Annotated in this window: 23 protein-coding genes and 1 pseudogene; 14 read left to right on the top strand and 10 right to left on the bottom strand. The window is 53.8% G+C overall.

The features are described from left to right. Positions 1–56: 56 nt before the first annotated feature. On the bottom strand, positions 57–731 hold the full coding sequence (locus RHH81_RS05495) for a DUF4335 domain-containing protein (RefSeq protein ID WP_206201421.1): 675 nt from the start codon (positions 729–731) through the stop codon (positions 57–59). After that, complete coding sequence (locus tag RHH81_RS05490; RefSeq protein WP_225901665.1) at positions 731–1,339, bottom strand: DUF3038 domain-containing protein; 609 nt, start codon at positions 1,337–1,339, stop codon at positions 731–733. Before RHH81_RS05490 ends, RHH81_RS05495 begins: the two co-directional genes overlap by 1 nt. A 195-nt stretch (positions 1,340–1,534) precedes the next feature. Here RHH81_RS05490 and RHH81_RS05485 point away from each other — a divergent pair, with 195 nt between their 5' ends. After that, entirely contained in the window at positions 1,535–1,972 is a 438-nt protein-coding gene (locus RHH81_RS05485) for a hypothetical protein (RefSeq protein ID WP_310743498.1), read from the top strand. A 31-nt stretch (positions 1,973–2,003) separates the two neighbouring features. After that, positions 2,004–2,459, top strand: coding sequence for a YbjN domain-containing protein (locus RHH81_RS05480; protein ID WP_310743497.1), 456 nt, complete (start codon positions 2,004–2,006; stop codon positions 2,457–2,459). Here the strand turns inward: RHH81_RS05480 and RHH81_RS05475 are convergent. Further along, a complete protein-coding gene (locus tag RHH81_RS05475) occupies positions 2,449–3,165 on the bottom strand; it encodes a pyridoxine 5'-phosphate synthase (protein ID WP_310743496.1) in 717 nt (238 codons plus the stop codon). The two genes, RHH81_RS05480 and RHH81_RS05475, sit on opposite strands and share 11 nt — an antisense overlap. A gap of 146 nt (positions 3,166–3,311) precedes the next feature. Between RHH81_RS05475 and rodA the strand changes: the two genes are divergently transcribed. Then, positions 3,312–4,580 (top strand): rod shape-determining protein RodA, encoded by a 1,269-nt coding sequence (rodA, locus tag RHH81_RS05470; protein WP_206201417.1) that lies wholly within the window; start codon positions 3,312–3,314, stop codon positions 4,578–4,580. Between the two features lie 8 nt (positions 4,581–4,588). Here the strand turns inward: rodA and RHH81_RS05465 are convergent, their stop codons facing one another. Further along, entirely contained in the window at positions 4,589–5,785 is a 1,197-nt protein-coding gene (locus RHH81_RS05465) for a pentapeptide repeat-containing protein (RefSeq protein WP_302676536.1), read from the bottom strand. 223 nt (positions 5,786–6,008) lie between these two features. On the opposite strand from RHH81_RS05465, the gene RHH81_RS05460 reads away from it, so the two are divergent. From RHH81_RS05460 to RHH81_RS05450, 3 genes are all read left to right on the top strand, one after another. Beyond that, positions 6,009–6,140, top strand: a complete 132-nt coding sequence (locus RHH81_RS05460) for a photosystem II protein Y (protein WP_149817644.1) — start codon at positions 6,009–6,011, stop codon at positions 6,138–6,140. Positions 6,141–6,292: 152 nt separating this feature from the next. After that, positions 6,293–6,985: a HEAT repeat domain-containing protein gene (locus RHH81_RS05455; protein ID WP_206201415.1), complete on the top strand. Its 693-nt coding sequence runs from the start codon at positions 6,293–6,295 to the stop codon at positions 6,983–6,985. 85 nt (positions 6,986–7,070) lie between these two features. After that, the gene (locus RHH81_RS05450) at positions 7,071–7,577 is read left to right on the top strand and encodes a hypothetical protein (RefSeq protein ID WP_310743495.1); all 507 of its coding nucleotides are present in this window, start codon (positions 7,071–7,073) and stop codon (positions 7,575–7,577) included. Here RHH81_RS05450 and RHH81_RS13005 read toward each other — a convergent pair. Together RHH81_RS13005 and hpf are read right to left on the bottom strand one after the other, a co-directional pair. Beyond that, a pseudogene (locus RHH81_RS13005) lies at positions 7,574–7,687 on the bottom strand (response regulator); the annotation flags it as partial. The gene RHH81_RS05450 and the pseudogene RHH81_RS13005 sit on opposite strands and share 4 nt — an antisense overlap. A gap of 2 nt (positions 7,688–7,689) precedes the next feature. Then, positions 7,690–8,307 (bottom strand): ribosome hibernation-promoting factor, HPF/YfiA family, encoded by a 618-nt coding sequence (gene hpf, locus RHH81_RS05445; protein ID WP_310743494.1) that lies wholly within the window; start codon positions 8,305–8,307, stop codon positions 7,690–7,692. A gap of 160 nt (positions 8,308–8,467) precedes the next feature. Between hpf and lipB the strand changes: the two genes are divergently transcribed. The 3 genes from lipB (at position 8,468) to RHH81_RS05430 (ending at position 10,842) form a co-directional block, all read left to right on the top strand. Then, the gene (lipB, locus tag RHH81_RS05440) at positions 8,468–9,148 is read left to right on the top strand and encodes a lipoyl(octanoyl) transferase LipB (protein WP_206201412.1); all 681 of its coding nucleotides are present in this window, start codon (positions 8,468–8,470) and stop codon (positions 9,146–9,148) included. A 220-nt stretch (positions 9,149–9,368) separates the two neighbouring features. Then, entirely contained in the window at positions 9,369–10,352 is a 984-nt protein-coding gene (locus RHH81_RS05435; RefSeq protein WP_315862901.1) for an RNA polymerase sigma factor, RpoD/SigA family, read from the top strand. After that, a complete protein-coding gene (locus RHH81_RS05430) occupies positions 10,333–10,842 on the top strand; it encodes a cupin domain-containing protein (RefSeq protein WP_302679057.1) in 510 nt (169 codons plus the stop codon). The genes RHH81_RS05435 and RHH81_RS05430 overlap by 20 nt, the downstream gene beginning before the upstream one ends. Here RHH81_RS05430 and RHH81_RS05425 read toward each other — a convergent pair. Together RHH81_RS05425 and RHH81_RS05420 are read right to left on the bottom strand one after the other, a co-directional pair. Continuing rightward, the gene (locus tag RHH81_RS05425; RefSeq protein WP_206201410.1) at positions 10,839–12,623 is read right to left on the bottom strand and encodes a mechanosensitive ion channel domain-containing protein; all 1,785 of its coding nucleotides are present in this window, start codon (positions 12,621–12,623) and stop codon (positions 10,839–10,841) included. The genes RHH81_RS05430 and RHH81_RS05425 overlap by 4 nt on opposite strands. Beyond that, the gene (locus RHH81_RS05420) at positions 12,620–13,087 is read right to left on the bottom strand and encodes an ankyrin repeat domain-containing protein (protein ID WP_310438420.1); all 468 of its coding nucleotides are present in this window, start codon (positions 13,085–13,087) and stop codon (positions 12,620–12,622) included. The genes RHH81_RS05425 and RHH81_RS05420 overlap by 4 nt, the downstream gene beginning before the upstream one ends. A 94-nt stretch (positions 13,088–13,181) precedes the next feature. Between RHH81_RS05420 and petN the strand changes: the two genes are divergently transcribed. From petN to dcd, 5 genes are all read left to right on the top strand, one after another. Further along, positions 13,182–13,271, top strand: coding sequence for a cytochrome b6-f complex subunit PetN (gene petN / locus RHH81_RS05415; RefSeq protein ID WP_011056671.1), 90 nt, complete (start codon positions 13,182–13,184; stop codon positions 13,269–13,271). A gap of 18 nt (positions 13,272–13,289) precedes the next feature. Further along, a complete protein-coding gene (locus tag RHH81_RS05410) occupies positions 13,290–13,445 on the top strand; it encodes a hypothetical protein (RefSeq protein ID WP_149817663.1) in 156 nt (51 codons plus the stop codon). After that, positions 13,445–15,199, top strand: a complete 1,755-nt coding sequence (argS, locus tag RHH81_RS05405; RefSeq protein WP_206201407.1) for an arginine--tRNA ligase — start codon at positions 13,445–13,447, stop codon at positions 15,197–15,199. The genes RHH81_RS05410 and argS overlap by 1 nt, the downstream gene beginning before the upstream one ends. Positions 15,200–15,325: 126 nt before the next feature. Beyond that, the gene (locus RHH81_RS05400) at positions 15,326–15,589 is read left to right on the top strand and encodes a hypothetical protein (protein ID WP_206201406.1); all 264 of its coding nucleotides are present in this window, start codon (positions 15,326–15,328) and stop codon (positions 15,587–15,589) included. Positions 15,590–15,673: 84 nt separating this feature from the next. After that, entirely contained in the window at positions 15,674–16,255 is a 582-nt protein-coding gene (gene dcd, locus RHH81_RS05395) for a dCTP deaminase (protein ID WP_181496856.1), read from the top strand. Here the strand turns inward: dcd and RHH81_RS05390 are convergent. Then, entirely contained in the window at positions 16,222–17,298 is a 1,077-nt protein-coding gene (locus RHH81_RS05390; RefSeq protein WP_206201405.1) for an Era-like GTP-binding protein, read from the bottom strand. The two genes, dcd and RHH81_RS05390, sit on opposite strands and share 34 nt — an antisense overlap. Further along, entirely contained in the window at positions 17,291–17,443 is a 153-nt protein-coding gene (locus RHH81_RS05385) for a hypothetical protein (RefSeq protein WP_310743492.1), read from the bottom strand. Before RHH81_RS05385 ends, RHH81_RS05390 begins: the two co-directional genes overlap by 8 nt. Between the last annotated feature and the right edge of the window lie 3 nt (positions 17,444–17,446).

Genomic DNA, 17,446 nt, shown 5'->3' with positions numbered 1-17,446 from the left:
CAAGCATCAAAAAGCTAAACGACAGTTGCCAAATTGCGGGTAGGCCTGAAACGGGCTTACGGATTCGGGGTTGCTGGTGTCGTGGGTGCCGGTGAGGGTGTGACGGCTTCGGCGGTGGGGGGCACGGCTTCCTCGCGCGGGGGACGGCGTTCGGGCACTGGTAGATGGAAAAAGATCGCAGCCATGACGGCTAAGCTAGCAGCGCCAATCCCCAAGGGCATCAGTTGTTTGCGCAAAGGCACAGCAGGGGCGATCGCCTGCCGGGGGAGGGAATGGAATGTCGGTATCAGGGTAGGCAGTGTTTGGCTATCACTACAGAGTTGATCCAATGCCTCCACTAAATCCGCTAGCTGCAACCAAGTGAGCTGCACTTCTAGGGTTTCACCAGCGCCATTCTGGGCAGGGGTATCGGCATTTTCTGTAGGCGAGCCTTGCAATAGCTGGCGGGGAATATGCAGCACTACCTGATTAGAGGCCTGAATCTCGACCTGAATCGGGTACTGGGGCGATCGCCGTAACTTAACACCACTCAACCACGTTTGCGCTGCTGCGGGCACACTATTGAGCAATGCCACAAGGAATTCTTTCCCGCCCTTGACCCGCTGATTCTGGCCAATAATCTCCCACTCGCAGAGGGTGACAATATCCAACTGCTCTGCGCCGGCTTGACCACTCAGCCCTTCAATTCGCAGTGTGCAATTGGGCAATGAATACTGGCGTTGCAGCAGCATTAACTTACTTCCCCGTCAAATAAACTAAACCAAAGGCGTTCCATGCCCTTTGTGCCTGCACAGAGCAGAAGTTGTGCCAACAGCTTTAGACCCAACTCATTGAGGGCTTGGTTATTTTTGTAGAGAAAGAGACCCGATCGCTGGAGGTTCATGCGTTTGCGAAAATGGCGGCGAAAGCGGTCTAAATACTCCGCCAAGGGGGCATAGGTTTCCGGGGGCAAATTTTGCGCCTGCAATTGATCCAACACCAAAAGTAAATGCCGCAGGATTGCCGTCTGCCGCCGCGCCACTTGCACAACCACTGCGGTGAGTGCCTTTGTTTCCGCTAAGGGCAAGGGGGTACGCTGGGTAATTTGGCGAAAGGGATTGGTGCAGCGAATTTGCCAAAATACGACCCGATTGGGGATCATCACTTGCAGTTGCAGATCTCGCAGCACTTGCAACATCAACTCAGAGGCATGCAAATCAACGCACTCTAGGGCAAGCAACAATAAGTCTAATTGCCAACGTGCCCGCCGAGGACACACACTCACCCCTTGGGGGTCGGGCAGTGCTGCCAACATCGGAGGTAATAGCTCAACTTCAGGGGATTCGATTGTTGCTGGCATTGAGTTTGCCGTTTCCATACTCTCTAGAGTGCTCACTATACAGCAATAATGACAGGACTCATGGTGAAATAGGCCTAAACGATCTTAGCCGTTTCTCCACTGACGACTGCCGCCTCTTTTTATATGTTGCCCACTGCGCTGATTTTTCGAAAAGCAGGCTAGACTTGAGGAGAACCACATGATTGTGAGGTTGCAATGAGTCAAGAGATTCCCCCCCCAGAAGCCTATGTGGTGCTTGGACTGGCTCATTGTTTTGTGCAGGTGGAGGGAAAACTCCAGCCCGTAGAGGTGATTGAGCCGATTCCCTCAGCGGCGTTGGAAGCCTTGCTCCATGGCTTGCCCACTTCTTATAGTGAAGCCCATGCCCTCACCTATGGCACAGCCCAAGATCCGCAGCAGGTGCAGCAGCACTTTCCCCCCAGTGCCCATCTGTGTGATGACTATGGCGATCGCCTTGCAGCAGCGGCACGCACCTACATTGCCCGTCCCCAAAGTACCCGCCATATTCCCCTTGGCGAAACCTACCGCAACTTTAATACCTCCACAGAACGCAAACGGGTGCTCAACTCCGAGCGTATCGTTACCACTGCCGACAATGTCAAACAACACGCCTACACCCACCAAGTCCTCTAACAAGTTGTCCTGATTCACGAAAGGAATGACCATGGTCAGTGAAGTGCAGCCCGTCCCCGCAGCATCCCTTGACGCGCCCCTAGAAAATGCGGTTGAGATTATTGAAACGGTGATTTCTAGTCTCCACCAAGGGGACGCCCCCCTCGTTGGCCAAACGGACAGTGGCAAAATTTGGATGTTTCGCTATGGCAGTGCCGAGGTCTTTGTGCAGTTGAGTGGCCATACGGCGGAAGACTTTCTCACCATTTGGTCACCGGTACTGCCTCTGCCCGTAGCGGATGAATTGGCACTCTATCGTAAGCTCCTGACGTTGAACTGGCTCACCACCCTCGAGGCACACTTTGCCATTGCTGAAGACCAAGTCCAAGTCGTGGCTACCCGCACCCTAGGGGGGATTACTGCGGGTGAAATTTCCCGCCTAATTACGATTGTGGCGACACTCGCTGATGACTATGATGACGCCCTCAGGGCTGAGTTTAAGAGCTAATGAGGGCTTTCATATCCCGTACGGCTTGCACCATGCCCACAAGAACAGCGCGGCTGATAATCGTGTGGCCAATATTGAGTTCCTCAATGCCTTCAAGGCGGGCGATCGCCCCCACATTGGTGTAGGTCAGGCCATGGCCTGCATTCACCCGCAAGCCTAAGGATTTTGCTTGTTGGACACCATGAGCTAAAATTGCTAACTCTTGTTGTTGCGCCGCTTCCCCCTTGGCTTCGGCATAGCGACCAGTGTGCAGTTCAATAAATTGAGCCGTGGTTTTAGCGGCGGCTTCCAGTTGGGCCGAATCCGCGTCAATGAATAAACTCACAGGAATTCCTGCGCCTTGCAGCGTTTTCACCACTTGGGTCAGGGGTTCCTGCTGACCCACCACGTCTAGCCCCCCTTCGGTGGTGACTTCTTCGCGCCGCTCAGGTACCAACGTCACGTAATCTGGCCGAATGTCAAGGGCGATCGCCACCATTTCGGAAGTGGCAGCCATCTCTAGGTTCAAATGGGTGCGTACCGTTTGCCGCAGCAGGCGCACATCCCGCTCTTGAATATGGCGACGATCTTCCCGCAGATGTACGGTAATGCCATCAGCTCCCCCCAGTTCTGCCAAAACGGCTGCGGCTACGGGATCGGGTTCAACTGTGCGCCGCGCTTGGCGAATCGTTGCCACATGATCAATGTTGACCCCTAGGGTTGCCACTGCGATCGCTCCTTGTCGGAATAGAAGCCCAACCTTTCGGATAATACACCAAGGCAAGGTGCCATGTCGGTTGTCCGCGCTGGTCGTTTGCAACCTTTTGAGCCAGCCGATAGACTAACCCCCTAGGAGAGACAGGACAGTGGCTGATGACTTGGCGAGTACCCCGACGGCGGACTTTTGGCTGGTTTTATCCATGGCGAGGCGTGGATTGGCTGCTGTTAGGGGCTGTTTGGGCAACCACGGTCATTGGGGCGGTCTTCATCCACAGTAGTCAACTACACCTAGAGGAAAACGATAGTCTCCAGCATTTATTGGTGGGGGGGATGGGTACGATGCTTGCCCTGATCCTTGCCCGCGTTCCGGAATCAGTCTTTATGGGCAGTCATTGGGTCATCTACGGCCTGAGCTGTGCCCTGCTGCTAGCGGTTGATCTCGTGGGGGTCGAGGCCAAGGGAGCAGAGCGCTGGTTGGCGATTGGCGGCTTTAACCTGCAACCCTCGGAGTTTGCCAAAATCTCCCTCATTCTTACCCAAGCGGCACTGTTGCACCGCATTTCAGGCCACTCTCTGAAGGGCATTCTCAGTGTCTTTGCAGCCACCGCCCCCCCTTTTTTCCTAGTTTTGACGCAGCCGGATTTGGGCACGTCCCTTGTTTTCATTGCCATTACATTGACAATGCTCTACTGGGCGAATACCCCCGGCAGCTGGATTGTCTTGATGCTTTCCCCTTTGGTGGCAGCGATTCTCGTTGCCCTGCCTCTGCCCTACCAACTGAACCTGATCCTCTGGTTGGTGTGGACACTGGCGATGGCCGTCGTTGCATGGCGGAGCTTGCCCTTGGGCTGGGTCGGTGGCTTGGGGGGGCTGGTGCTCAATCTCGGGGGGGCTGGCTTGGGGCAGCTGCTTTGGAGCGTGCTCAAGGACTATCAAAAAACCCGTATTCTCATGTTTCTTGACCCCGACAAGGATCCCCTTGGGGCTGGCTACCACTTGATTCAATCGCGGATTGCCATTGGTGCTGGTGGGCTATGGGGGCGGGGCATTTTTCAAGGCACCCAGACCCAGTTGGGATTTATTCCCGAACAGCATACAGACTTTATTTTTTCAGCGATCGCTGAGGAAACGGGGTTCATTGGCAGTTTAGTTCTCCTATGCCTTTTTTGGTTAATCGGTTTGCGCTTATTGCAAATTGCCAATAGTGCCGGTCATGACTTTGGCTCGTTGCTGGCGATCGGTCTATTTGCCATGATCCTGTTTCAAGTGGTGGTGAATATTGGCATGACCATTGGTCTGCTCCCCGTGACAGGAATGCCGTTACCGCTGGTGAGTTATGGCCGCTCAGCCCTGCTGGCGACCTATCTTGGCTTAGGGATGGTGCTCTCCGTGGCGAATCATCGCCCGCGATCGCGCTACTAACCGAGGCGCTAGCGTCCTAGTTTATTCGGAATGCCCTCACAGCCACCGGGAATCGTTTCACGGGAGCGGCTACCACTCCAAGCACAGCAATAGTAGCGTTGTTCTTCGGAGAGGTTCTTGACATTGGTAAAGTTGACATCCTCGACCACTGCACCCGTCTGCGCCCCAGTGCGAAAGTTGGGAGGATGCAGGCGATCGCGGGGGCTGGCCTGATCAGCGGTGCCATAAAAGAAGCGAACCCGACTGAGATCGGCATTGGTGAAATCCGCCCCCTGCAAAATTGCCCCTGCTAGGTTGGCTCGCGTCAAATTACAGTTGCGAAAGAGGGTGCCTGTGAGATTGGCATCACTCAATTCGGTCCAGCGCAAATCGGTACCACTGAGATCAGCGCCCGCTAGCATACTGCCAAGGTTAATCACCCGCACACCATACTCAATGTCTTCCTCATAGCCACCCAGCCCATCAAAAATCGCCCGTCCCAGTCGGCGATCGCGCTTCAGCGGCGAGAGTAACTTTGCGCCTGACAAAAAGCGAATGATTTTGGCCTTGCCTTCGGCATCGAGCCCCCCCAAGATGGCAGCAGTGCGTCCCTCGGCGATCGCCCGCTCCGGCGGCCAATCCTCCAATAACCCCTCATCGTCAAGAATGAGATCGGCAATCCCTTGGAAATAACTGTCAATCGTTTGCTGTTGGGTAATGCGGTTTTGTTGCGTCGTCAAATCCCGCGAGATCACGTATTGTCGCCAAGCCACATAGGCGGCCAAGAGCGCCACCAAAATCTGTCCCAAGGCACCGAAGCCCTCCGCCAGTGCCCCCACCGCATCCCAATTCGTACCTTGAAAGCGTCCTCGAATCCAGTCCATGGCGCCAGTCATGGCAATGAGTGCCACCACCGTCAAACTCAGGCCCAGTGAGGCCAAAATGAACTGCCGTTGCTGTTCCGTGAGATCTTCAGTAAACCAGTGATAGGTCGAAGTCCAGACCAAGGGGAAACTCAGTCCCCCCAGCACCAAAGCAGCCACCACACCCACCGCATCCCAATCGAGTCCCCAAGCCAGCAAGACAGTGACCATGGCGATCGGCATCAACACCGAACGCAGAGACTGCCAACCCGTGCGCCAACGATTACGAGCGGCTAACACTTTACTGAGACGCAAAGCAGCCGCCGTTTGGTTGTCACGGAGGGTCATTTTGTCTTCGCCCATCAGGATTTGGCCTTAAAGGAGTTAAACCAATCATACAGACCTTTTTCCAAGGGGAGAACACACCCAAAACTGTGAACGTCAGCATTGGGATCGGATAGCCCGTCGATGTTTAGAAAAGCTCTGTCGGTAGAATCTTTCTTTGTTGCATCGTGTCCCCCCTTTCTCTCCTTAGAGAAGGCTGTACAATAATTCATAAAGTTTTCAGAAAACGTTTTGGGAGGTTATGGGTATGGATTGGCGTGTCCTGATTGTCCTGTTACCTGTCCTACTGGCTGCGGGTTGGGCAGTTCGTAACATTCTGCCCTATGCTGTCAAGCAGTTTCAAAAGCTCCTGCAAAAAGCCAAAGCAGCCTAGGACATTGATACGGCTGTATCCTCTGTGAAATTGTTGGGCAAGCGCTCCCCAAGGAACCAGACCAAGTGTGATCTTGGTTTTACTTCGGGGAGACTTTTTTATAATAGGAAGTATATTGTTAACTTTTGTAAATTAGCTTTCAGGTTACTGCCATGCCTTCCCTCGAACAGCTTGCCCATCAACTGGAAAGTCCCAATTCCCGCGATCGCCTGCTGGCGCTAGCCGCGCTACGGGATGTCCCCTCTGCGGATGCCGTACCCCTGATTAAAAAAGTCCTTTGGGACGAAAATCTACAGATTCGCTCAATGGCTGTGTTTGCCCTTGGGGTTAAATCCACACCGGAGTGCTTTGACATTCTGGTGCAGTTGCTCGAGAGTGAACCGGATTATGGTATTCGTGCCGATGCTGCGGGTGCCTTGGGCTATCTCGAAGATGGGCGTGCCTTTGAACCGCTAGTGCGCGCCTTTTATGAAGACACCGATTGGTTAGTGCGCTTTAGTGCTGCTGTGGCGCTGGGCAATCTTAAGGATCCCCGCGCGGTGGATGTATTGCGCTCGGCGCTGAAAAGTCAGGAAGTCGTGATGCTCCAAGGGGCGATCGCCGCTCTGGGGGAAATTGGCGATCCCAGTGTTGTCGAAGATATTTTGCCCTTTGTGACCACAGAGGATTGGTTGGTACGGCAACGGCTCGCTGAAGCTCTGGGCAATCTCCCTAGCCCGAAAACCCAAGCCGCTTTGGAATACCTCGCTAAAGATGAGCATCCCCATGTGGCGACGGCAGCCCAGATTTCTTTGCAACGCTTGCAAGAGCGACTTTCCTCCGAAGTTCAGGGCCCTGGCAATTGAGATCAAACTTTTTTGCCCACTGCGGTTTCTGCCACAACTCTCTAAACTGGAAAGAAAGGCGCGGCATCCGCAGTAACCTATCTCTATGTCTATCCGAATTAAATTTCTTCCTTACCTCGTGGCAGTGCTGGTCGGGGTGGTGGGTGCGATTATTCTTTCACAACTACATTTTGCGCTCTGGTGGGAGCCAGACCTGCTGACCCAACCGCCCCCCATTGTCGAGGCAGAACCAGAAACCACTACTGTTCAGCCCTTACCCCCTCCCCAAACGCCAGCCAACCCGCAACCGAATGGGCTACGCATCAGTAATCAAACGGCCTTTCCGGTGCGCGTGGTGTTGCTCGCTGCCCGCGATCGCGCCCATCCTAATGAAGGAGCAGTTCACTGGGATTTTGCCCCCATGGAGGGCAGTATTAAGGGATTACTATTAACGCTGCCAGAGGGCAAGCTGGCACTTCAGTCAGGGGATATTGTCCTTGCTTTCACGCTGGATGGCTCCAAACGCTACTGGGGACCCTATGTGATTGGTGAAAATAGCGAACTTCAGCGCGATCGCCAAACGCAGGAATGGCAGTTGATCCTGCGTCCCTAGGAGGCCTCTGAAGAAAGACCCGAACGGATGGTTTCCACCAGTTCCTCGCTGTGCCAAGGCTTGTACAAACAGCGATGCAAATTAGCCTCTTCAATGGCCCGCTGAATCGCTGCTAGTGGCTGGTTTTCGCCATGGGTTTAGCAGCAGCGTGATGATTCTCTTGGGAGGTGGGGCGGGGTTGAATGACGCCATAGCCCCCATGATTGCGTTCATAGACCACGTTAATTTCTCCCGTATCGCGATTGCGGAAGACATAGAAGTCGTGATCCACCATTTCTAGGTGCTCAAGGGCTTCTTGGATACTCATGGGGGGCATGGCAAAGTATTTCATGCGCACCACTTGTTCGGGCAGTTGCGGTGTGCGATCGCCCACTAAGTCGGTCACCACTGCGGGCTCCACCACACTATTGGTGTCTTTAGCGCGGGACTTGTCTTGGCGTTTTTCTTTGAGTTTACGGAGTTTGCGCGCAATTTTGTCGGCAACGAGATCAATACTGGCGTAGAGATTTTCACTGCTTTCTTCGGCGCGAATGACGCAGCCATTAACAAAGAGGGTTACTTCAGCGGTTTGCTTGGGAGCAGTGCTACGGTTACGAGCCACGGACAGATGCACATCAACTTCGTTAATCACATTTTGGAAATGACTGGTGGCTCGCTCAATTTTTTGGTTCACATAGCTGCGAATGCCATCCGTAATATCAATGTTTTTACCATGAATCACTAGCCTCATAGGGTTGCCTCCCCTGAGCAAAACAGATACATCTAAGGCTGATCTACTTCCACCCTAACATCTCCGTATCGGCGATTACAGGGTGTGCTGCCGCTCTTCACCTTTATTCGTGTTCTGTGATAATTCTTATCCTCTAGCTCTTGACAATCTGGCACCCCCTATGAAAACTGCCCTTGGTTGGCATTGTGCCTTGGGGATCATTCCCTACCGCGATGCTTGGCGCTGGCAACAGCAACTGGTGGCTGAGCGCTGCCACAATCCCACTGCCCGAGATGTCCTGCTCACTTTGGAGCATCCCCCCATCTACACCCTTGGTCAAGGGGCAACCACCGCCCACCTTCACTTTGATCCTGTGGCTACTGGCATTGAGGTCTTGCGCATTGAGCGCGGAGGCGATGTCACCTACCACTGCCCCGGCCAATTGGTGGCCTACCCGATTTTGAATTTACGCCGCCACCGCTGCGATTTGCATTGGTATCTCCACCAGTTGGAGGAAGTTGTGATTCAAACCCTAGGGCACTATGGCATTAAAGGGGAGCGCGTTGCTGGCCTTACAGGTGTTTGGGTAGAGGGGTACAAGGTGGCCGCAATTGGGATCAAGGTGACCCGCTGGATTACCTTCCACGGCATTGCCCTCAATGTGGTGAACGATCTAAAGGGCTTTGGGCGCATTGTCCCCTGTGGCATTGGCGATCGCCCCGTCGGGAACCTACGGCAGTTTTGTGCCAACATTACCCTAGAGGAGGTGCGCCAGCAGTTTGTGACGGCCTTTGGCCGTGTTTTTGCCCTCGAATTTGCCCCCAAAGCCCTTGCCGATCTCCTGATCCCCATCTCTAGTTGACAAACTTTAATCTTTATTTCAGGAATCGGCTGTTATGAATTGGCAACTTTCGGGGCACAATTTAAGTCTAAGTAGATTAGGATACAGGCCAACTCCCTCTCACCTGCTAGGCTAACGCTATAGGAACCTCAGCTTTATCAGTGCGAGTCGTCATCTTCATCGCGATAAATCTTTTATCTACATTCTTCCTTGCCAAATACTGTTTAGAATCTGTGCTGCTATGATGAACTCCGCTTCCAAAACCCCATCCCCTACACCCACTGTTAGCACCGATATGGTGCGCACCTACCTACAGGAAATTGGACGCGTGCCGCTGCTGACCCATGAGCAGGAAATTATTCTGGGTAAACAAGTGCAGCAAATGATGGCACTGCGGGAAAAACGCGAGGCTCTCACCAAGGAACTGGGACGTGAACCAACCTTTGAAGAATGGGCGGCGGCCTCTCATCTCACGCCGGCGGAATTGCGCAATCTCCTTAAGCGCGGCGAACGCGCCAAGCAAAAAATGATTGAAGCCAACCTACGGCTGGTGGTTTCGGTGGCCAAGAAGTATCAAAAACGCAACCTTGAATTGCTGGACTTGGTGCAAGAGGGCACCCTTGGCCTTGAACGCGGTGTGGAAAAGTTTGATCCCACGCGCGGCTATAAGTTCTCTACCTATGCCTACTGGTGGATTCGTCAGGCCATTACGCGGGCGATCGCCCAACAGGGGCGAACCATTCGGCTGCCCATCCACATTACCGAGAAGCTGAACAAGATCAAACGCACCCAACGCGAATTGGCGCAAAAATTGGGACGGAGTGCAACCCCTGCTGAGGTGGCAGCAGCCCTAGAACTCGAACCGGAGCAAATTCGTGAATACCTGACCCTTGCGCGCCAACCCGTTTCCCTTGATCTGCGCGTTGGGGACAATCAGGACACTGAACTCGGTGAACTGCTCGAGGATGACAGTCTTTCGCCAGAGCAATTTACTACGGTGGAGTCCCTCCGCGATGATGTCAACCTGTGGCTGGCGGAACTTACCCCGCAACAACGGCAAGTCCTCACCCTGCGCTACGGGTTAGGGAATGGCCAAGAGCTGTCCCTTGCTAAGGTGGGTGAACAACTCAACCTCAGCCGTGAACGGGTGCGGCAACTGGAGCGGCAAGCCCTCGATCATCTGCGGCGGCGGCGCCAGCAAATGTATGAATACTTGGCCAGCTAAGGCGTGGATTGAGGCGCTTGATCTGCAACCCCATCCAGAGGGGGGCTATTTCCGTGAGGTCTATCGCTCAGCAGGGAGTATTCCCGCAGCGGTTTTGCCTTCAGGTTTTCAGGGGGGCGATCGCCCCTACTGTACGAGTATTTACTTTTTGCTCCCCTCCACGGCCTGTTCGCGACTGCACCGCATTGCCAGTGATGAACTGTGGCACTTTTACACGGGCAGTAGCCTGACGATTCATGTGATTCTACCAACGGGCGAGTATCAGCCCCTGCGCTTGGGGATGAATATCGATCAGGGGGAGCAATGGCAACAGGTGGTACCAGCGGGAGCATGGTTTGGAGCAACGGTGGATGCGCCAGACAGTTTTAGTCTTGTGGGGTGTACGGTGGCGCCGGGATTTGACTTTCGCGATTTTGAATTGGGCGATCGCCAGCAATTGCAGCAGCAGTTTCCTCAGCACCAGAGATTAATTGAACGCTTGACGCCCTAGACATTAAAGAGCGTTTGCAAGCGGCGACGAATCCACTGCAAGGGGGGCAGGCTTTTGATTTCTTGGGAGTTCACGAGGCCGAGTTCTTGGAGAACCTGTTGTCGTGCCGCTAGCTCGTGGGCAATCTCTTCCGCCAATTGGGGTTGAGCTTGCAACAGGCGCTGTACCGCTGAACGATGCACCACAAATAGAACTGTTTCTTCTAACGCCCGCACTGTGGCCGATCGCGGCATTCCCGTTAGCACTGAAATTTCGCCAAAGAAATCGCCCTCATAGAGGGTGGCTAAGATTTGATCCAACTGCTCAGAGCGCACTTCCACTGATCCCTCAAGGACAATGTAAAAGGCATCCCCCGGATCGCCCTCAGAGCAGATAATTTCCCCCACACCATAAAATTGACGATTGCCCAACTCAATCAGCATTTGCAATTCCGCATTGGAGCAGCGGGAAAAGCAACTGATATTGCGCAGTAAATCAGCAAGGGAGGGTTCGGTTTTGACCATTTCAGGAGCTACTGGCTCACTCACCGCTGCGGTTTCGGGCACACTGGCCACAGAACGGTGGTAGTAATGAGCCAAGGAGCGCAGTTCCCCCAAGTCGCGCAACCGCAAATCCAACTGGGGAAAAGGCACTTCAATCTGCCGCTGCCGTAATTCCTGCTCAATGAGAAAATTGAGGGCGCTTTTAATGGGTTCAGAATCTTGGGGGCGGTTAATCCACACCAGCAATTCAAAGAGGTAGGCATTCTCGCCAAAACCGCGAAACCAAACGCTGGGGGGTGGGGTGAGCAGGACGCGCGGATCCTGACGGGCGGCACTGAGGAGCGCTTCGGTCACCAGAACCGTATCACTGCCATAGGCGACACTCACAGGGATATGGATACGGCTATCGGGACTACCGTAACTCCAGTTAACGACGTTCTTTTCAATAAAGCGGTTGTTGGGGACAATCACGTACTGGCTATCATTGGTGCGGATAATCGTAGCGCGAATTGAAATTTTCTCCACCGTGCCCAGCAGGCCATCCACTTCAATAAAATCGCCGACTTTAATCGGATGTTCCAACAAAATCGCTAAACCGCTAATAAAGTTACTGGCGAGGGTTTGCAAACCAAAACCAAAACCGATCCCCAAGACCCCCGCTAACACCGTCAGGGAACTGAGGTCAATGCCCGCGGTTTGTAGAACAACAATAAAGCCAATAAAGCTGAGGCTATAGCTAACCACACGGGTGATGGTTTCTTGGCTACCGCGATCCACCCGTAACTGCATGAGAATCCGACTCTTGAGCCACTCGCTCACCCAGCGGGAGGTAAAAATCACTGCGAGGGAGAGAAAGAGAATTAAAAAGAGAAAGTTTAGGGTAATTTGCGTCCGCCCCAACTCCATAAAGGGGGTGTTAAACACCACGGCCACCCGTTTGAGGAGAAACTGAATCGTGCTATCGATGCGCTCATGCCAAGGGGAAAGACTTTGAACCGATTGCAGAATCCAAGATAAAACGAGTGCCCAGAGTAAAATCCGCAGCGTCAGGCGCAATAGACTAGCGCCAAGGGAGAGCCAAGGCTGGGATTGTTGGCTGGCTTTTTGGTCAAGCCGCTGTTGCAGTTGATGAATCCCCAAGTTCAGCAGGAGCCAGTCCGTGAGCATCGCAATGCCAACAATCCCCACAATTTGAGCCGCTTCAATGAGCGCGACCCGCAGCCGTTGAGTTCGCGCCAGTTGAGCAATGAGAATACTTGAAGGGGCTGCTGCTAAAAATAAACTGAGGTACTTCATCATGGTCCTAAAGATTGTGCGCGAGCGGCTTTAATGACTGCCACCACGTCGGCATGTTTTCCATCCAACGCCCACACCAAAGCTGTCCAAGAATTCTGATCCTTGGCGTTGAGATCTGCACCTGCTGCAATCAGTTGTTTGACCGTAGCCGTCTGTCCTTTGGCTGCTGCGGCCATTAAGGGGGTCAAACCAAAGGTCGTTTGAGCGTTGACATTGGCACCGGCGGCTAACAGTTTCTCCACAATGGCGGTATGTCCACCGCCGGCAGCAGCCATCAATGGTGTCCAACCCTCGCTGTCCCCTTGGTTAACATCGACGCCGGCGACAATCAGGGCATTGACAATCTCCGTGTGCCCCAGTTCTGCTGCCAGTGCCAGCGCTTCCGTTTTCAACTCGATACCGTTGGCGATCGCCTCCTGGACAGCGGTTAGGTCTCCTTGCTCAATGGCGGTTTCAATTGCTGTCATCCCCTGCGTCATTGCCTGTAGCCTGCCTCTAATAAAGAAAAGATAATCTATCTGAGTTAAAATGAGGTCTGCATTGAGTTCAGGATCGCATGCAATGGATATTATCACGCTCGGTTGGGTGGGTGTTCTCAGTGTCTTTACGCTCTCGATCGCCTTTGTGGTGTGGGGTCGCCACGGCATGTAGCCACCTAGGACTGGGGCAATGACGGTTTCATTGGCGGATCTTCTGGTTCTGGTGGCCTTGCTGCTGCTGATTGTCGTCACTGGTGGCATTGGCTATCTGACTTTTGCGGAGTGGCGCGATCGCCGGCGGCTGCAAGCGGAGCAAAAAGAACAACGACGGGGGCGCAAGCGTTAATGGTTGCTCCTCTACGGCTTTTGGGCGATCGCCTCCTCAGTGCCCTGCAAACCGCACTTCCTTTAGATACCTATCCCCAGCCGCTCCTGCTGCCGGCCAGTCAAGCCAAGTTTGGCGACTATCAATCCAATGTTTGCCTGAGCCTCGCCAAGCAGGTGGGCAAAGCACCCCGTGAGCTAGCCCAAGAGGTGGTGGCACATCTCAATGTTGAGGATCTCTGTCAACCCGTCGAAATTGCTGGTCCGGGCTTTCTCAATTTTCGTCTCAAGCCAGACTTTCTGGCGCGCAGCCTGCAAGCCGCTATTGGGAGCGATCGCTTGGGCATTCCGCCAGCGCGAGAGCCACGCCGGGTGGTGGTTGATTTTTCTAGCCCCAACATTGCCAAGGAAATGCACGTGGGTCACCTGCGCTCCACGATTATTGGTGACTGCATTGCCCGCATTCTTGAATTTCAAGGGCATGATGTCCTGCGGCTCAACCATGTGGGGGACTGGGGAACGCAGTTTGGCATGCTCATTGCCTACCTTGATGAGGTTTATCCCGACGCCCTCACAACCGCCAATGCCCTTGACTTAGGTGACTTGGTGACATTCTACAAAAAGGCCAAGCAACGCTTTGACAGCGATCCAAACTTTCAGCAGAAGGCACGGCAGCAGGTGGTGGCACTCCAGCAGGGAGAAGAACAGAGTCGCCGCGCTTGGCAACTGCTGTGTGAGCAATCCCGCCGCGAGTTTCAAAAGATCTACGATCTGCTGGATATTGAACTCACCGAACGAGGGGAGTCCTTCTACAATCCCTTTTTGCCCGCGGTGATTGAGGACTTAGCCGCTCTTGGCCTCGTGGTGGAGGATCAGGGGGCAAAGGTCGTCTTCTTGGAAGGCTTCACCAATAAAGAGGGGCAGCCCCAACCCTTAATTATTCAGAAGTCCGATGGGGGCTACAACTACGCAACCACGGATTTAGCCGCCCTGCGCTACCGCATTGACAAAGACCGAGCAGATTGGATTATCTATGTTACCGATGTTGGGCAGTCCACCCACTTTGCCCAAGTCTTTCAAGTGGCGCAGCGCGCGGGTTGGGTGCCGCCCCATGTCACGTTAACCCATGTCCCCTTTGGCTTAGTGTTGGGGGAAGATGGCAAACGCTTGAAAACCCGTTCTGGGGAAACGATTCGCCTGATGGATTTGTTGACGGAGGCGATCGCCCGCAGTCGAGCGGATTTAGAACAGCGCCTTGCCAGTGAAGGCCGTCGTGAATCTCCAGAATTCATTGACACCGTGGCACGGGCGATCGGTATCGGTGCTGTCAAATACGCAGATCTTAGCCAAAACCGCAACAGTAACTATGTCTTTAGCTACGACAAGATGCTCTCCCTACAGGGGAATACTGCTCCCTATTTGCTCTATGCCTATGTGCGTGTCCAAGGACTGACACGGCGCGGCGACATTGATTGGCGCACCCTCTCACCAGATACCCCCCTCTTCCTAGAGGATGAGACCGAGCAAAACTTGGCCAAGCACCTTGTGCAACTGGAGGAAACCCTCGACCTTGTGAGCGCTGAGCTATTGCCCAACCGCCTCTGCCAATACCTCTTTGAACTGAGCCAGCTTTTCAACCAGTTCTACGATCGCTGTCCCATCCTCTCGGCAACTGAGCCAACGAAGCAATCCCGTCTCACCCTTGCCTATCTCACTGCTCAGACCCTGAAGCTAGGACTATCCCTACTGGGGATTCGGGTTTTGGATCGGATTTAGCGCCTTCTCGCTAGACTGGGGCGCAGCACCAATGTTGTTTCTGGAATTTTCTAGAGTGTGGGAAGCCTGTTCTCTAACCTTTTGCTGGCGGTGATCTTCCTGCTGATATGGCCGCACATGTATCTCATGCAGTGTTATTTTCGGCTATTTCGCCGTGAGTTACCCAACAGCCTAGAACTGGGCGCTTTGTTCATCATGTTCGTCATGGCAGGGGGGACAGGTCTCGGTCTGCTAGGGGGTATCGCCGTGGGTTTGGGCCTATTGCCGTGGCTTTGGCCTGAGTTGGGTCAACTATGGCAAGGGTTAACGGTGGTCGCGATCTATTTTGTGAATTCGCTGATCTGGTTTGAACTCGGCTATCGCTGGGGTCAGTGGGAAGCAAAGCGTTAAGTCTCTTCACAGTGTTGAGCCTGTTTTATTCATGGGAAAAGGGCTGTAAGATACATTGGTTGTTTGTGCGATCGCGACAGCACAATGATTAAAAATGATATTTGGATTCGAGCCATGGCGGCTCAGGGCATGATTCAGCCTTTTGAACCGACACTGGTGCGGCGGGTGGCTGAGCAGCCCGTGATTAGTTTTGGCCTTTCTTCCTACGGTTACGATATTCGCCTCAGCCCGAAGGAGTTTCGTATCTTTCGCCATGTGCCGGGGACGGTGGTGGATCCCAAAAACTTTAACCCGGCAAATCTGGAATCTGCGCCCCTCCATGAAGATGCCAATGGTGCCTTCTTTATTTTGCCCGCCCATTCCTACGGTCTTGGGGTGGCGCTAGAACGCCTACAGGTTCCTGAAAATGTCACGGTTCTGTGTATTGGTAAAAGCTCCTATGCCCGTGCGGGGATTATTGCTAACCTGACACCGGCAGAGGCGGGCTGGCGAGGCCATCTGACCTTAGAATTCTCAAATTCTTCCAGTGCAGACTGTCGCATCTACGCCAATGAGGGAGTGGTGCAATTGCTCTTTTTTGAGGGTGAACCCTGCGATGTCAGTTATGAAACGCGGCGGGGCAAATACCAAGATCAGCCGGAGGCCGTCACATTGGCACGGGTTTGAGTGAGTTGCTGCAACAGCCGTTGGGGTCCATGGTGTCCCCATTGATAGCCTTGCTGAAGATAGGGGTCTAGGCGGCGGCGAATCTGTTGGTAGCCCCAGAAGATCACTCCCCCCTGGAGGACAACAGTCGTATTGACTCCCCAGAGTTCACTGCCGAAGGTCAAGCCTTGCCAACTGGAAAGATAAATCGCCGCATACCACAGTAAGACAAACTGACTCAGACTCCCAAAGGCCGGTAGGGGAAAGGGCACGGCATAGGCTTGGCACGCTTTGCGGATATAGGCAAGGGTACTGATTATCGCCAGCACGACATCGAAAAATCCCCCCGGCAGCAGCAGGCTACCCACCATCTGTGCGGTTAACCAAGACCATGCCGACGTGTCTTGCGTGCCAAGAGCTGCCCCGAGGTTCTGTTCAACTTGGCTGGCTTGGTGGAGAATTCGCAGGGCACGGGCTTGGGGAGCCTCCTGTTGTAACCACTGCTGAAGAAGCTGTCGCAGTTCTGGAATGCCTTGACCTGTTGTGCTGCTCACGGCAATACCTTCGGCCATTGGCGGGTAGAGATCCGCCTTGGTGAGAATGAGCTTGTGGGGAATCCTAAGGGTGTTTAGGCGATCGCGGGCTTGGCATTCGACGGGGGTAAGGCTGTCTTGGGTCACAAAAAGGACAAGATCGGCAGTCTCAACGGCACTCCATGTCATTTTTTCCCGTTCACTACCCGCGACTTCATCCAGCCCAGGGGTATCCGTGAGATCAACGATTTGATCTTGACAGTGCCAGCGAACCGTTCGCGGCCATCGAGTCGTGCCATGAAGGGCGCCCACGGGAAAAATCGCTTCGCCATAGAGGGCATTCAAAAGGGCGGACTTGCCGCGGCTCACCTGACCCAAGACAACAATGTGCCATGCACTCTGGTGGAGGCGATCGCGCAACTCATAGAGGGGCTGCCATTGGGCACTCAATTGGGGATGGTGCACCTGATGCCACGCGAGGAGTTCCTCTAGACATTTAGCCGTTATGTCTAGGATAGGGAGGCTACTCACGGCGAAGGAGCGACCAATTGGAGGCCACCACTAAACCAACCGCAGCAATTAAGACGGCAGGAAAGGGAATTACCCACTGCCGTAGGTGCAATACGGCTTCGCTGAGCAGGAACAAAATAATAAAGCTGGCGATCGCAATCCCCATAGG

The sequence above is a fragment of the Thermosynechococcus sp. PKX95 genome (genome assembly GCF_031583295.1).
GTDB lineage: Bacteria > Cyanobacteriota > Cyanobacteriia > Thermosynechococcales > Thermosynechococcaceae > Thermosynechococcus.
The sequence above is the reverse complement of the archived record's forward strand: the minus strand, read 5'-3'. Positions and strand labels throughout refer to the sequence as shown.